The 14,689-nt window shown below is 70.1% G+C and carries 15 protein-coding genes; 6 read left to right on the plus strand and 9 right to left on the minus strand.

Annotated elements, in window-relative coordinates:
• Positions 1–248: 248 nt before the first annotated feature.
• Positions 249–911 (minus strand): DNA-3-methyladenine glycosylase, encoded by a 663-nt coding sequence (locus ASC60_RS23130; protein WP_055554011.1) that lies wholly within the window; start codon positions 909–911, stop codon positions 249–251.
• 198 nt (positions 912–1,109) lie between these two features.
• Between ASC60_RS23130 and ASC60_RS23135 the strand changes: the two genes are divergently transcribed.
• Positions 1,110–1,892, plus strand: coding sequence for a sporulation protein (locus ASC60_RS23135; RefSeq protein ID WP_055554012.1), 783 nt, complete (start codon positions 1,110–1,112; stop codon positions 1,890–1,892).
• Positions 1,893–1,945: 53 nt separating this feature from the next.
• Here ASC60_RS23135 and ASC60_RS23140 read toward each other — a convergent pair whose 3' ends face one another.
• Positions 1,946–2,278: a barstar family protein gene (locus tag ASC60_RS23140; RefSeq protein ID WP_055554410.1), complete on the minus strand. Its 333-nt coding sequence runs from the start codon at positions 2,276–2,278 to the stop codon at positions 1,946–1,948.
• A gap of 87 nt (positions 2,279–2,365) precedes the next feature.
• Here ASC60_RS23140 and ASC60_RS23145 point away from each other — a divergent pair, with 87 nt between their 5' ends.
• Together ASC60_RS23145 and ASC60_RS23150 are read left to right on the plus strand one after the other, a co-directional pair.
• A complete protein-coding gene (locus ASC60_RS23145; protein WP_055554014.1) occupies positions 2,366–2,905 on the plus strand; it encodes a YbhB/YbcL family Raf kinase inhibitor-like protein in 540 nt (179 codons plus the stop codon).
• Positions 2,906–3,008: 103 nt separating this feature from the next.
• On the plus strand, positions 3,009–3,512 hold the full coding sequence (locus ASC60_RS23150; RefSeq protein WP_055554016.1) for an HNH endonuclease: 504 nt from the start codon (positions 3,009–3,011) through the stop codon (positions 3,510–3,512).
• An 87-nt stretch (positions 3,513–3,599) separates the two neighbouring features.
• Here ASC60_RS23150 and ASC60_RS23155 read toward each other — a convergent pair whose 3' ends face one another.
• From ASC60_RS23155 to ASC60_RS23165, 3 genes are all read right to left on the minus strand, one after another.
• Positions 3,600–4,565 carry an SPFH domain-containing protein gene (locus ASC60_RS23155; protein WP_055554018.1) on the minus strand — a complete coding sequence of 322 codons (966 nt, stop codon included), beginning with the start codon at positions 4,563–4,565 and terminating at the stop codon, positions 3,600–3,602.
• Between the two features lie 137 nt (positions 4,566–4,702).
• Positions 4,703–5,128 (minus strand): NfeD family protein, encoded by a 426-nt coding sequence (locus ASC60_RS23160; RefSeq protein ID WP_055554019.1) that lies wholly within the window; start codon positions 5,126–5,128, stop codon positions 4,703–4,705.
• A gap of 104 nt (positions 5,129–5,232) precedes the next feature.
• Positions 5,233–6,024 (minus strand): ABC transporter ATP-binding protein, encoded by a 792-nt coding sequence (locus ASC60_RS23165; RefSeq protein WP_055554412.1) that lies wholly within the window; start codon positions 6,022–6,024, stop codon positions 5,233–5,235.
• Positions 6,025–6,134: 110 nt separating this feature from the next.
• Between ASC60_RS23165 and ASC60_RS23170 the strand changes: the two genes are divergently transcribed.
• Positions 6,135–6,938 carry a hypothetical protein gene (locus tag ASC60_RS23170; RefSeq protein ID WP_055554021.1) on the plus strand — a complete coding sequence of 268 codons (804 nt, stop codon included), beginning with the start codon at positions 6,135–6,137 and terminating at the stop codon, positions 6,936–6,938.
• 95 nt (positions 6,939–7,033) lie between these two features.
• On the opposite strand, the gene ASC60_RS23175 is transcribed toward ASC60_RS23170, so the two are convergent.
• The 3 genes from ASC60_RS23175 to ASC60_RS23185 all read right to left on the minus strand — a co-directional run bounded on the left by ASC60_RS23175 (position 7,034) and on the right by ASC60_RS23185 (position 9,209).
• Complete coding sequence (locus tag ASC60_RS23175) at positions 7,034–7,264, minus strand: chaplin (protein WP_055554023.1); 231 nt, start codon at positions 7,262–7,264, stop codon at positions 7,034–7,036.
• Between the two features lie 138 nt (positions 7,265–7,402).
• The gene (locus ASC60_RS23180) at positions 7,403–8,059 is read right to left on the minus strand and encodes a response regulator transcription factor (protein ID WP_055554025.1); all 657 of its coding nucleotides are present in this window, start codon (positions 8,057–8,059) and stop codon (positions 7,403–7,405) included.
• Positions 8,052–9,209 (minus strand): GAF domain-containing sensor histidine kinase, encoded by a 1,158-nt coding sequence (locus tag ASC60_RS23185; RefSeq protein WP_055554026.1) that lies wholly within the window; start codon positions 9,207–9,209, stop codon positions 8,052–8,054. The genes ASC60_RS23180 and ASC60_RS23185 overlap by 8 nt, the downstream gene beginning before the upstream one ends.
• 448 nt (positions 9,210–9,657) lie before the next feature.
• Here ASC60_RS23185 and ASC60_RS23190 point away from each other — a divergent pair, with 448 nt between their 5' ends.
• On the plus strand, positions 9,658–10,422 hold the full coding sequence (locus tag ASC60_RS23190; protein WP_055554028.1) for a lytic transglycosylase: 765 nt from the start codon (positions 9,658–9,660) through the stop codon (positions 10,420–10,422).
• A gap of 85 nt (positions 10,423–10,507) precedes the next feature.
• On the opposite strand, the gene ASC60_RS23195 is transcribed toward ASC60_RS23190, so the two are convergent.
• Positions 10,508–13,117 (minus strand): FHA domain-containing protein, encoded by a 2,610-nt coding sequence (locus tag ASC60_RS23195; RefSeq protein WP_055554029.1) that lies wholly within the window; start codon positions 13,115–13,117, stop codon positions 10,508–10,510.
• A 330-nt stretch (positions 13,118–13,447) separates the two neighbouring features.
• Between ASC60_RS23195 and serB the strand changes: the two genes are divergently transcribed.
• Positions 13,448–14,683, plus strand: coding sequence for a phosphoserine phosphatase SerB (serB, locus tag ASC60_RS23200; protein WP_055554031.1), 1,236 nt, complete (start codon positions 13,448–13,450; stop codon positions 14,681–14,683).
• Positions 14,684–14,689: the final 6 nt, after the last annotated feature.

Consider the following 14,689-nt stretch of genomic DNA (forward strand, 5'->3'; position numbering starts at 1 on the left):
TTTCCGGCCCCCTGCTGGAGCGGGGTGTTTCGCGCCTTCCGGCGTGTCCACCACTTTAGCCAATTTCCCGCTCAGCTCCTAATCGGAGCCCCGGGGCATGATTTCGCGCAGCGAAATAGAGCCCTGTTCGGGAAGTGTCAGTAGTGGTTGGCCGCTCCGGGGCTGCTGTGACCCGACCTGCTGGTCGTGCCGACAGCGCTGCCCGTCTCAAGCGACTCGGGCTACGTTAGGCCCCCGGCCGACCGGAGTCAAATTGCCACCTGACGGCGCGTCCGATCGCGGCGCCTCGGGGTGTGCGCCCGGTACGGGCTCACCGAGGGGTCCCCCTCGATCCAGAAGCGCCACGGATGGGTCGCGCCCTCGCCGCCGACCCCCGTGCGGGGTCCGCTGAGCACCTGTTCGGGCCGGGCGGGGCAGCCCGCGAGTATTTCCAGCGGGGCCTCCGGGCCCGCGCACACATCGGCGCCGTCCAGCCGGCGGTCGACACCGAGTGCCGTGGCCAGCCGGGCGGGACCCTTGGCCAGTTCATGGTCGTTGCGCGCCTTCGGCCGGCGCTCATGGGCGTGCTCATGTCCGCACAGCACCTCCCCCGCGCGCAGCAGTACCCCGCTCGGGGAGCCCTCCGGCCCGCAGACCAGGTTGAGGCAATGCCACATGCCGTAGGTGAAGTAGACATACGCGTGGCCCGGGGGGCCGAACATCACGGCGTTGCGCTCGGTGCGGCCGCGGTAGGCGTGCGAGCCGGGGTCGGCCAGGCCCGCGTACGCCTCGACCTCGGTCAGGCGCACGGCGATCGCGCCCTCCGGTGTGCGGCGTACGAGGGTTCGGCCGAGCAGGTCCGGCGCGACCTCCAGGACCGGGCGGTCGAAGAAGGTACGGGCCAGCGGCGTGCGGTCGGGTCCATCGGTCACTTCGGCTCCGTCAGTCACGCGTTCCGAGCGTAGTGGAACCGATAGGTACCGGTGGTTGGAGCCGGGGCGGTCCGCTGCGAGGGTATGACCTGCGGAACCGCCGGAGGCTGTTCCGCGTATCTACTGTTCAACAGCGATCGACGCGATCGAGTCGTGGCGCGAAAGCGTCGGCGCCGAAGCGTGCTTGAGAGGGAGAACATGGGCTTCAAGAAGCTGCTCGCGAGTCTGGGTGCCGGTGGCGCCTCGGTGGAGACGGTGCTGACCGAGGAGAACGTCGTCCCGGGTGGCGTCGTTCAGGGTGAGGTCCGGATCCAGGGGGGCTCCGTCGCGCAGCAGATCGAGGGGCTCTCCGCCGGCCTGCAAGCCCGGGTCGAGGTGGAGCGGGACGGCCAGGAGCACAAGCAGGACATCGAGTTCACCCGGCAGCAGCTGGGCGGCGCGTTCGAGGTGCAGCCGGGTGCGGTGCACTCGGTGCAGTTCGGTCTTGAGATCCCCTGGGAGACGCCGGTCACGATGTTCCTGGGGCACCATCTGACCGGGATGAACGTGGGGGTGACGACGGAGCTGGCGATCGCGCGTGCGGTGGACTCCGGCGACCTGGACCCCGTCAATGTGCATCCGCTGCCCGCCCAGCAGGCGATCCTGGACGCGTTCGGCGCGCTCGGTTTCCGGTTCAAGAACGCCGACTTGGAGAAGGGCCACATCCGCGGCACGCGCCAGCGGCTGCCCTTCTACCAGGAGATCGAGTTCCACGCGCCGCAGCAGTACCGGGGGCTCAACCAGGTGGAGCTGTCCTTCGTCGCGGACGACCACGAGATGGACGTCGTCCTGGAGATGGACAAGAAGCCGGGGCTGTTCAGCTCGGGCAGCGACTCGTACCGGTCCTTCACGGTCGGCCTGAACTCCTACCAGGAGACGGACTGGGCCGCGTATCTGAACCAGTGGCTCGCCGAGGTCGGCGGCAAGCGCAACTGGTTCTGACCTCGCCGATGCCGCGGGGCGTGCGCCGGATGGTTCGGTGCGCGCCCCGCGCGCTATGTGTCCGGGCCGTCGTCGTACCAGATGGTCAGCGGTGTGCCGCGGGCCGACCAGTACGTGACGGCGTCGCTGAGGATGTCCGCCGCGATCGCCGCGGCCTCGGGTGCGGCGTCGCGGAACGCCGTCCAGCCCCGGACCCGCAGCAGATAGCCACTGGGCGCGGCGCCCTCGCCCCACCAGGACAGGTCGGTGAGGCAGTCGGCGAGCGCGTCCCAGTTGTGCCCGTACCAGTCGGGGAAGCGCAGGTCCCGGGCGCAGCGCTCGAGGAAGCCGTCCTTGTCGTGCACGCCGTCGAGGTGCAGGGGGAGGACGGGGGTCGGGCCGGTCATGGGCGCCATGGTGCCAGCCCGCGCCGGTCCGGTCTCGTTAGGCTGGCCGGACAGCTGATCAACCACGATCATCAGGAGGTTTTCGACGTGTCCGATCAGAACCGGCGTCCGCTCCCCCATGACTTCCATCCGCCGGTGCCGTCGTTCACGGTGGTGAGCGACGATGTGGAGGCGGGCGGCACGCTGCCGTCCGCCCAGGTGCAGGCGGAGGGGAACACCTCGCCGCAGCTGCGCTGGGAGGGTTTCCCGGAGGGGACGAAGAGCTTCGCCGTCACCTGCTTCGACCCGGACGCGCCGACCGGCAGCGGGTTCTGGCACTGGGTGCTGTTCGACATTCCGGCGACCGTGACGGAGCTGCCGGCCGGAGCGGGCGGCGGTGGCTTCGCGGGGCTTCCCGAGGGTGCCGTGCACGCCCGTAACGACTTCGGCACCCGGGACTTCGGCGGGGCCGCGCCGCCGCCCGGGGACGGGCCGCACCGCTATGTCTTCACGGTGTACGCGGTGGACACCGAGAAGCTGGGCCCGGACGCCGACGCGACGCCCGCGGTCGTCGGCTTCAACCTGCGGTTCCACACGCTGGGCCGGGCGCACCTGATCGGTGAGTACGAGGTGCCCGCGGCGGGCTGACGCCGCGAAATTGCGTTGTCCTCGGCCATCCTCCCGGCCAGAGTTGATCCCGGCCCGCCCGTCACGGAGCGGCGGGCGTGGCCGGGACGGGGAGGTGGTCGGGATGCGCGAGACGCTGGTTCTGAACGCGAGCTTCGAGCCGCTGTCGACGGTGACGCTGCGGCGTGCGGTGGTGCTGGTCCTGCAGGAGAAGGCCGTCGTCGAACGCGCCCATCCCGGGCTGCGGGTGCGCGCCGCGCAGGTCGATCTGCCGCTGCCGCGGGTGATCCGGCTGTGCCGCTACGTACGGGTGCCGTTCCGAAGACGGGCCGCGTGGTCGCGGCGCGGGGTGCTGGTGCGGGATCAGCACCGGTGCGCGTACTGCGGGCGGCGGGCGACGACGGTGGACCATGTGGTGCCGCGGTCGCGCGGGGGCGGGGACACCTGGCTGAACACGGTCGCGTCGTGTGCGGAGGACAACCACCGCAAGGCGGACCGGACTCCGGAGCAGGCGGGGATGCGGCTGCTCAACTCGCCGTTCGAGCCGACGCCTTCGGACGCGCTGCTGCTGGCGCTGGGGGCGGCGGAGCGGGACGGGCTGCCGGAGTGGCTGTCGCTGCCGGCCTGAGCCCGCCGGAAGGGCCAGGACGGCGGAAGGGCCGGTACCCCGCGGGGTGCCGGCCCTTCGGCTTCGGTCGGTGTCGCTCGGTGCCGGTCAGTCGATCCTCGGCTGCTCACGGCGCGGGGCGGCTTCCTTGCCGGTGCCCGTCGGGGCGGCCGGGGTGGCGCCGCCGTTCCCGCCGGTCATCGGGCCGAAGTTGCCGAAGGCGCCGCCGAGGCCCTTGAGGGCGTCGCCGATCTCGCTGGGCACGATCCAGAGCTTGTTGGCGTCGCCCTCGGCGATCTTCGGCAGCATCTGGAGGTACTGGTAGGACAGCAGCTTCTGGTCCGGGTCTCCGGCGTGGATGGACTCGAAGACCGTACGGATGGCCTGGGCTTCGCCCTCGGCCCGCAGCGCGGCGGCCTTGGCCTCACCCTCGGCCCGCAGGATCGAGGACTGCTTCTCGCCCTCGGCGCGCAGGATCTCGGACTGCCGGACACCTTCGGCCTGGAGGATCGCGGCGCGCTTGTCACGGTCGGCGCGCATCTGCTTCTCCATCGAGTCCTGGATGGAGGTCGGCGGCTCGATGGCCTTCAGCTCGACGCGGTTGACGCGGATGCCCCACTTGCCGGTGGCCTCGTCGAGGACGCCGCGCAGCGCCGCGTTGATCTCCTCACGGGAGGTCAGGGTGCGCTCCAGGTCCATGCCGCCGATGATGTTCCGCAGGGTGGTGACGGTCAGCTGCTCGATCGCCTGGATGTAGCTGGCGACCTCGTAGGTCGCGGCCCGGGCGTCGGTCACCTGGTAGTAGATGACCGTGTCGATGTTCACGACCAGGTTGTCCTGGGTGATCACCGGCTGCGGCGGGAACGGGACGACCTGTTCGCGGAGATCGACGCGGTTGCGGATCGAGTCGATGAACGGGACGACGATGTTGAGGCCCGCGTTGAGGGTGCGCGTGTAGCGGCCGAAGCGTTCCACGATGGCGGCACTGGCCTGCGGGATGACCTGGATCGTCTTGATCAGTGCGATGAAGACGAGCACCACCAGGATGATCAGGACGATGATGATCGGTTCCACAGCGGCTCCCCGTGCCCTTCATGCGTGCTTCTGGATGATCGGGATGATCAAGTCCGGTCTTGTGGGTGGAGTCTGTCAGATCAACGGCCGACTCCGCAGCTGAGCGGGGTGGGGCTCAGCTCTTGGTACTACGACGTCTACATGACGACGGCGGTGGCGCCGTCGATCTCGACGACGTCGACCTGCTGGCCCGGTTCATAGGTCTGGCCGGGATCGAGTGAGCGGGCGGACCAGATCTCGCCGGCCAGCTTGATGCGTCCGTCGCCGCTGTCGTCGACGCGCTCGAGGACGACGGCCTGCCGGCCTTTCAGCGCCTCGACGCCGCTGCGCAGCCCGGGTTGCTGCCTCCGGCTGCGGACCGCCATCGGGCGGACGACGGCGACCAGCGCGACCGAGACGGCACAGAAGACGATGACCTGGAGCACGACGCCGCCGCCGAACGCGTCGGTGATCGCACCGGCGACCGCGCCGACCGCGACCATCCCGAATTCGGGCATCGCGGTCAGCACGAGCGGAATGCCCAGCCCTACGGCGGCGATCAGCCACCACACCCACGGATCCACAAGGTCATGGTAGTTCTCAGGGTCCGTCGGGGAACAGGGCGCGATCCGGGTCGCCGGTGGCATGTGCCGTGTTCGGAGGGGGTTCAGGCCACCGGAGGGCGGTTTCAGGTCAGCGGCAGGCCCTGGGCGGTCCAGCGGTCGCCGTTGCGCTCGACGAGCAGCGGGAGCCCGAAGCAGCGCGAGAGGTTACGGGAGGTCAGTTCCATGTCGATGGGTCCGGCGGTGAGCACCTTGCCCTGACGGATCATCAGAACGTGGGTGACGCCCGGGGGGATTTCCTCGACATGATGTGTCACCATGATCATCGACGGCGCGTACGGGTCGCGGGCGAGCCGTCCGAGGCGGCGTACGAGGTCCTCGCGGCCGCCGAGGTCGAGCCCTGCCGCCGGCTCGTCGAGGAGCAGCAGTTCGGGATCGGTCATCATCGCGCGGGCGATGAGGGTGCGCTTGCGCTCGCCCTCGGAGAGGGTGCCGAACTTGCGGTCGAGGTACTCGTTCATGCCGAGGCGGTCGAGGAAGGCCCGGGCCCGGGTCTCGTCGACCTGGTCGTAGTTCTCCTGCCAGTGCGCGGTCATGCCGTACGCGGCGGTGAGCACGGTCTGCAGGACGGTCTGGCCGCGCGGCAGCTTCTCGGCCATGGCGATGCCCGCCATGCCGATGCGCGGGCGCAGGTCGAAGACGTCGACGGCGCCGAGCTGCTCGCCGAGGATCCGGGCGGACCCGGTACTCGGGAAGAGATAGCTCGACGCGAGGTTGAGCAGGGTGGTCTTCCCGGCACCGTTGGGGCCGAGGATCACCCAGCGCTCCCCTTCCTTGATCGACCAGGAGACGTCGTCCACCAGAGCCCGACCGTCGCGGACCACGGATACGTCCACCAGCTCCAGAACCTCGCTCATGAGCGCGTTGTCTCCCATTGCAGTCTCGAGTGTCGCGTGCGCCTGTGGGCGCAGCCCCCAGAGGAAAACCTACGCCACGCATTGTCGGCGCCAGTCCTTAGGCTGGTTCCATGCTCGATGAACCACGTTCAGGGCGCCTCGCAGCCTGGGGAAATGCCCTTCTCGCCGGACTTGTCCCGCCGGACGACGCCGCGCACCGGATCGCCGGGGAGGACGCGTCGCACCGGGTGGCGGGGCTGCCCGGCGAGTCCGGGCCGGTCGGACTGACGCTGGCGCTGGGGCGGCTGAGAGCGCTCGGGGCCAAGGGGCTGCGGGTGGCGCTGCCGGTAGCGGGGCATCCGCTGGGGCTGAGCGGGCCGCCGGAGTTCAACGCGAGGGCGCTCGACGCGGGCGAGGCGGTGGTGGCCACGGGGGTGGCGCTGGGCCTGGTGCCCGAGGTGTCGGCGGTGGGGCCCGAGGGCGATCAGCACGTCGAGGTGGTGTGGCACTGTCTGCCGGTGCGGGAGGCGCCGCCGGCGGATGTGCCGTCGCTCGGCGAGGCCGAGCGGGAGCTGGCCGAGGCGCTGCGGGAGGCAACCGAGGTGCTCTCCCGGCTGAATGTGGCCGGGGCCGGTCCGGCCGCCCAGGCGGCGCTGGAGGCGTACCGGGCGCGGGCCGAGCGGGGGCGTGAGGTGCTGGCGCCGGGCTATCCGCCGCGGGCCCTGCGGGTGCTGGAGCTGGCGCAGCGGGTGGGCGCGCTGGTCGGCATCGCGTACGCGCCGGGCGGGGACGGCAAGGATCACGGCGCGGCGGTGAGCGCGTCGGAGATCGCGGCCCGCGCGGAGGCGCTGCGGCCGGTGGAGCGCACGGCGCGGCGGGCCCAGGTGGCGGCGTACAACGCGTATGTGGAGGAGCTGGAGCGGGGCGGGTTCTGACGCCGTGACACCGTGACCGCATGGGGTCGGCCCCGGAGGCGGGTGCCTCCGGGGCCGACCGGTGCTGAGCGGTGCCTCTGCCCTGAAGAGAGCGCTCAGTCGCAGAAACCGGGGTTCATCGCCCCGATGACGTTGATGGTGTTGCCGCAGACCTCGACCGGCACATGGACGGGCACCTGGGCGTTGTTGCCCGACACGACGCCCGGGGACATCGTCGCCCCGCCGTCGGCCACGGGGCCGTCCTGGGCGGAGGCGACGCCGGCACCGGCGACGGCGAGACCGCCGGCCGCGATGGTGATGGCAGCGATCCTCTTGATGTTCTTCACTTTCTCAAGACCCTTCGTCCATAGCGCGTCGCCGCGGCGAATCGCCGCAGTACGCCGTGAAGAACGGCCCGGGGCGGGCGGGGTTGCGCTGTTCAGGTGACATACACACGTTGGTGTGATTGCACGGAGAAACGCTGTTCATGCTCCGATTCCATGGCGTACCGCCCAGAGCGCGGCCTGAGTGCGGTCGGCGAGGTCCAACTTCATAAGGATGTTGGACACATGTGTTTTTACGGTCTTTTCGGACAGCACGAGCGCGCGGGCGATCTCCCGGTTCGACCGGCCGTCCGCGATCAGCCCCAGCACCTCCCGCTCCCGGTCGGTGAGGGAACCCCCGCGCCCCTGGCCGCCGCCCGCCTCGTCCTGGGTGAGCAGCGCGTCGGCCACCTCGGGCTGGAGCACCACATGTCCGGCGTGGACGGACCGTATGGCGCTCGCGAGGGCGTCGGGGTCGACGTCCTTGTAGACGTAGCCGGCGGCGCCCGCGCGCAGGGCGGGGACCACGGTGCGCTTCTCGGTGAAACTCGTCACCACCAGCACCCGGGCCGGGTTGCCGAGGTCACGCAGTCTGCGCAGCGCCTCGATGCCGTCGACGCCGGGCATCTTGACGTCCATCAGGACGATGTCCGGGCGCAGCTCCTCGGCCCGGGCGATGCCCTCCTCCCCGTCCGAGGCCTCGCCCGCCACGTCGATGTCGTCCTGCACCTCCAGAAAGGTCCGCAGGCCCCGCCGCACCACCTGGTGGTCGTCGACGAGCAGCACCCGGATCGCCGCTCCGTCAGGTCGCTCAGCCACCGGGCACCTCCATCTCGATCACGGTTCCCTTGCCGGGCGCCGACTCCACGGTCAGTCCGCCGCCGACGCCGCTCGCCCGGTCGCGCATCGACACCAGCCCCAGGTGCCGCCCCGCCCGGCGCACCGCCGAGGGGTCGAAGCCGCCACCGTCGTCGGTCACCCGCAGCAGGGCGCCCTGGCCGTGCCGGGAGAGGGTGACGTCGACCCGCTGGGCGCCGGCGTGGCGCAGCGCGTTGTGCAGGGCCTCCTGGGCCACCCGCAGCAGGGCCTCCTCCTGGGAGGCGGGCAGTGCCCGCACCCCCAGGGCCTCGAAGGTGACCCGGGCGGTGTGGGCCCGGTCCAGGACCTGCACCTGAGTGCGCAGGGTCGCGACCAGGCCGTCCTCGTCGAGCGCGGCGGGGCGCAGCTCCACGACGGCGGAGCGCAGCTCGTCGGCCGCCTCGGCGGCGAGGGCCGCCACCTGCTGCAGCTCCTCCTTGGCGCGGACCGGGTCGCGGTCGACGAGCGCGGCGGCGGCCTGGGCGGTCAGCCGCAGCGAGAAGAGCTTCTGGGCGACGGCGTCGTGCAGCTCATGGGCGAGCCGGGCGCGCTCCCCGGCGATGGTCAGCTCCCGGCTGCGCTCGTAGAGCCGGGCGTTGGTGAGGGCGATGGCGGCATGCTGGGCGAGGATGGCCAGCAGTTCCTCGTCCTCGGGGGTGAAGCCGCAGCCGCCCTCCGGTTTCGCGCATCGCTTGTTGGCCAGGAAGAGCGCGCCGAGGACTTCCTCGCCGTCCGCGATGGGCAGACCGATGAAGTCCGACATGTTCGGATGCTCCGGCGGCCAGCCCTCGAAGCGCGGATCCCGCCGGACATCGGCCAGTCGCTGCGGGGTGGCGTCCTTGAGCATCGCGGCGAGGATCCCGTGCTGGCGGGGCAGCGGCCCGATGGCCTTCCACTGCTCGTCACTGACGCCATCTACTACGAACTGGGCGAAACCCCCATGGTCGTCCGGAACCCCCAGTGCCGAGTACTCCGCGTCAAGCAGCTCACGGGCGGACACAACGATGGTCTTTAGGACATCCCGGACTTCCAGATGTCGGCTCATCGCGAGGAGCGCACTGCTCACCCAGGCCAGGCCCGCCCCGGCTCCACCGCCCGGTCCGTTGGTCATGCGCCTCACCGTACCGGCGCCGCGACAGCGGGCGTATCGGCCTTGTCGCGGCGCTTCATTGCGACCTGAGACCTAGGGCGAGGGAAGTATGGGGAGCGCCCGGAGAGCGCCGTTACAAGAGCGGGAAATTCGGCGACACTCCGCATTTGCGCGGGCACACCTCGCGATATTAAAGACTCTGCAATGTGACCCCTAACACAGGATACATATCACTTACGAAGACAGTTAGTGGATGTTTCAACCCGGCATGAGCGGGGACAACGCCCGCCCGCATGGCCAGGGAAGACCTACTTATCCACTAAGCAGGATCGTATGTCACACCTTTGCCACAGCTTTTTGCGACCGCTAAGAATTTCCCCCAGTCGCACGGCGCCGTAGATCCAGACACGGCGCACAAGGCGCCGATTTGGCCTGCGACACATAGCGATTGGAAGAGGTCCACTCCGTCATGCCCCTGCCCAGTATCCCCGGCTACACCCGCCTGACGAAGACAACCAAGTACTCCGCCGCCGGCATAGCCGCGGCCGCCGCGGCCGCCCTGACCTTCACGCTCGTCCCCGGCGGCAACGCCGACGCCAAATCGACCGCCCAGGAACTGCCGGCGAAGCCGGTCTCCTGGACCTCGCAGAAGGTCGACAGCAAGGCCCAGCAGGAGGTTCTGCTCAAGCAGGCCACCCTGGCCAGCAAGCAGGCACAGGCGGAGGCCGCGCAGAAGAAGGCCGCTGAGGCAGCGGCCGCGAAGAAGGCCGCTGAGGCCGCGCAGAAGAAGGCCGCCGCCGAAGCGGCCGCCAAGAAGGCCGCCGCGGCGCAGGCCGCCAAGGAGCGCGCCGCCAAGGAGGCCGCGAGCCGTGCCGCCGCGCGCGCCAAGCTCGCCGCCGCCAAGAAGACCTACCCGGACAACCTCGACGGCTGGATCCGGGAAGCCCTCGACATCATGAAGAAGCACAACATCCCGGGCACCTACGAGGGCATCCACCGCAACATCATCCGGGAGTCCGGCGGTAACCCGCGGGCGATCAACCTGTACGACATCAACGCCCGGAACGGCGTCCCGTCGAAGGGTCTGCTCCAGGTCATCCTGCCGACCTTCCAGGCGTACCACGTCCCGGGCACGCCCTTCGACCAGTACGACCCGGTCGCCAACATCGTCGCCGCGTGCAACTACGCGGCCGACCGGTACGGCTCCATCGACAACGTCAACGGCCCGTACTAAGCCGGCGTGCACACGCCGAAGGGCGGCGGCATCCCCTGTGTGCGAGGGGTGCCGCCGCCCTTCGGCCGTGCGGTGCCGGTTGCCGCTACTTGCGCATGACCTCCGGCTCATGGCGGCGCAGCAGCCGCGCGACCGCGATCGCGCAGATGATGCCGAGCACCAGCAGGATGGCCATGTCGATGCTCCACTGGGCGGTGGTGTGCTCCCACAGCGGGTCCGTGTCCAGCGGCTTCTTGCGGTCCCACGGCGCCATCAGATGGCCCGGGCCGGGACCGAGGTCCAGCGTGGCGCCGACCGCGCCGACCGCCCAGCGGGCGGGCATCAGATACGCGAACTGCTCGATGCCGGGCGATCCGTAGATCTTGAACAGGATGCCGGTGAAGACGACCTGGATGATCGCGAACATGACCAGCAGCGGCATGGTCTTCTCGGCGGTCTTCACCAGCGCGGAGATCACCAGGCCCACCATCATCGAGGTGAAGCCGATCGCGATGACGGCCACGCACATCTCGACGGCCGGCGGCATGATCAGCGCCTCGTCGGGCAGCTCGCGGGTCGAGAAGCCGATGGCGCTGATGATCACGCCCTGGAAGGCGGTGATCACGCCCAGCACGATCACCTTGGACATCAGATAGGCGGAGCGGGACAGGCCGACGGCCCGTTCCCGTTCGTAGATCACCCGTTCCTTGATCAGTTCTCGTACGGAATTGGCCGCGCCCGAGAAGCACATGCCGACCACGAGAATCAGGGTGATCGTGCCGGAGTCCTGGTTGAACTGGCCCTTGGGCGCTCTGGTGAAGCCGAAGTCCGACGGGATCACGGTACTGACCGCGCCGAGCACGGCGGGCAGGATCACCATCAGCGCCATGAAGCCGCGGTCGGACGCGATGACGGAGACGTAGCGCCGTATCAGCGTCCACAGCTGGGAGCCCCAGCTCTGCGACTTCTGCATCCGCGCGGGCGGCGCCTGCACATCGACGGACTGCGGGGCGACGGCGTCGATGTCCGCGGCGTACATCTGGTAGTGCTGCGAACCGCGCCAGCGGCCCGACCAGTCGTAGTCGCGGTAGTTCTCGAACGCGGAGAAGACATCCGCCCAGCTGTCGTAGCCGAAGAAGTTGAGCGCCTCGTTCGGCGGACCGAAGTAGGCCACCGAACCGCCCGGCGCCATCACCAGCAGCTTGTCGCACAGCGCCAGCTCGGCGACCGAGTGGGTGACCACCAGGACGGTGCGGCCGTCGTCGGCGAGGCCGCGCAGCAGCTGCATGACGTCGCGGTCCATACCCGGGTCGAGACCGGAGGTCGGCTCGTCCAGGAAGATCAGCGACGGCTTGGTGAGCAGCTCCAGCGCGACCGAGACCCGCTTGCGCTGGCCGCCGGAGAGCGCGGTGACCTTCTTGTCCCGGTGGATGTCGAGCTTCAGCTCGCGCAGCACCTCGTCGATCCGGGCCTCGCGCTCGGCGGTCGCGGTGTCGCCGGGGAAGCGGAGCTTGGCGGCGTACCGGAGGGCCTTCTGGACGGTCAGCTCCTTGTGCAGGATGTCGTCCTGCGGGACCAGACCGATGCGCTGGCGCAGCTCGGCGAACTGCTTGTAGAGGTTCCGGTTGTCGTAGAGGACGTCGCCCTCGTTGGCCGGACGGTAGCCGGTGAGCGCCTTCAGCAGCGTGGACTTACCGGAGCCGGACGGGCCGATGACCGCGATCAGCGACTTCTCGGGGACGCCGAAGGAGACGTCCTTGAGGATCTGCTTGCCGCCGTCGACGGTGACGGTGAGGTGGCGGGCCGAGAAGGAGACGTCACCGGTGTCGACGAACTCCTCGAGCCGGTCGCCGACCAGCCGGAAGGTGGAGTGACCGACGCCGACGGTGTCGTTCGGGCCGATCACCTGCTGGCGGACCGGCTGGCCGTTGACGTACGTACCGTTGTGGCTGCCGAGGTCGCGGATCTCGAAGCGGCCGTCGGGCAGCGCCCGGAACTCGGCGTGGTGGCGGGAGACCTGGAGGTCGGAGACGACCAGTTCGTTCTCCAGCGCACGGCCGATGCGCATCACCCGGCCCGCGTCCAGCTGGTGGAACGTGGTCGGGCTGCGGTCGCCCTGGCCGGACCGCGCGTCGGCGGAACCGCCGGGTCCGCCCTGTCCGCCGGGAGTGCCGGGGCCGCCGCCGCTGCCGTTCTGCGCGAGGTTGTCGAGCGGGCTCTGCTGCTGCGGTACGAACGGCTGCTGCTGCGGGGGCTGCTGCCACCCCTGAGGCTGCTGGCCCTGCTGCGGCCAGCCCGCGCCGGGCTGCTGCTGGTAGGGCTGCGGTGGGGGCTGCTGATACTGCTGGGGCTGCGCCTGCTGCGCCGCTCCCTGTGGGCTGTACGCGGCGGCGCCCGCGGCCGCCCCGGCCCCCGCCCCCGAAACGTTCAGCCGCGGGCCATCCGTCGCGTTGCCGAGATGGACGGCCGCACCCGGGCCGATTTCCACCTGTTGGATTCGCTGCCCCTGCACATAAGTGCCGTTGGTGCTGCCGTGATCCTCAACGAGCCAACTGCGCCCGCCCCAGCGCACCGTGGCATGCCGCCAGGAGACTCTGGCGTCGTCCAGCACCATGTCGCCCTGTGGGTCACGCCCCACGCTGTATGACCTGGAAGGATCAAGCGTCCAGGTCCGTCCGTTCAATTCCAGTACGAGTTCCGGCACTCCATGCCCCACTAGTTGTCCCCCGAGCTACCCCCTGTCAGGGAGTCTAGGGATGGCGAACATCGTGAGGAACTATTTCAGGCTCAGCCGCTTAACCGGAAGTCGGGTTTTGAGCAAGACGGCAACTCGGGCATGTTGGTTCATCCGGAAAACCCCAGGAAAGCGATAAGCGCGTCCGGATGCTGCCGACCATGGATGATCCGGGCTATTCGGCACGGCCATGGCCATCCCGGGGGCGGTGACGGGGCGACGTCCGGCAGATGAACGTTCCGCGGCGCGCGGCCGTCCACGAAGCGGGCTGCCGCGCGCCGGGCGGGGGCGGCCGGATACGGTGGGAAGACCATGAGCGCATCGCAGATCCCCCCTGCCACCACCGTCCCGGCCGACGACGATCCCACCCTCCTTGTCAAGATCTTCGGCAAGGACCGCCCCGGCCTCACCGCCGGACTCTGCGACACCCTCGCCGGGTACGGCGTGAACATAGTCGACATAGAGCAGGTCGTCACCCGGGGCCGCATCGTGCTGTGCGTGCTGGTCACGGCCCCCAAGGGCGACGGGGCCGAGGGCGAGCTGCGGGCCACCGTGCACACCTGGGCCGAGTCGCAGCGGATGCAGGCCGAGATCATCTCCGGCCGGGGCGACAACCGGCCGCGCGGCACCGGCCGCTCGCACGTCACCGTGCTGGGGCATCCGCTGACCGCCGAGGCGGTGGCAGCGATCGCGTCCCGCATCACCGGCACCGGCGGCAATATCGACCGTATTTTCCGGCTGGCGAAGTATCCGGTGACGGCCGTGGAATTCGATGTCTCCGGAGCTGAGACGGAGCCGCTGCGCACCGCGCTGGCCACCGAGGCCGCCGATATCGGGGTCGATGTGGCGGTCGTGGCGTCGGGGCTGCAGCGCCGGGCGCAGCGGCTGGTGGTCATGGACGTGGACTCCACGCTGATCCAGGACGAGGTGATCGAGCTGTTCGCGGCCCACGCGGGCTGCGAGGCCGAGGTCGCCGAGGTCACGGCCCGGGCGATGCGCGGTGAGCTGGACTTCGAGCAGTCGCTGCACGCGCGGGTCGCGCTGCTGGCGGGAATCGACGAGTCGGTGGTGGAGAAGGTGCGCGCGGAGGTCCGGCTGACGCCCGGCGCCCGCACCCTGATCCGTACCCTCAAGCGCTTGGGCTACCAGGTGGGGGTGGTGTCGGGCGGCTTCACCCAGGTCACCGATGATCTCAAGGAGCGGCTGGGGCTGGACTTCGCCTCCGCCAACACCCTGGAGGTCGCGGACGGCAAGCTCACCGGGCGCGTGATCGGCGAGGTGGTGGACCGGGCGGGCAAGGCCCGGCTGCTGCGGCGCTTCGCGGCCGAGGCGGGGGTGCCGCTGGTGCAGACCGTCGCGATCGGCGACGGGGCGAATGATCTGGACATGCTCAACGCGGCCGGGCTCGGGGTGGCCTTCAACGCCAAGCCGGTCGTACGGGAGGCCGCGCACACCGCCGTGAACGTGCCGTTCCTGGACACCGTGCTGTATCTGCTCGGCGTGACCCGTGACGAGGTCGAGGCCGCGGACGCGCACGTGGAGGACTGACCGCCC

This window comes from Streptomyces sp. NBRC 110028 (genome assembly GCF_001417735.1).
Taxonomy (GTDB): domain Bacteria; phylum Actinomycetota; class Actinomycetes; order Streptomycetales; family Streptomycetaceae; genus Streptomyces.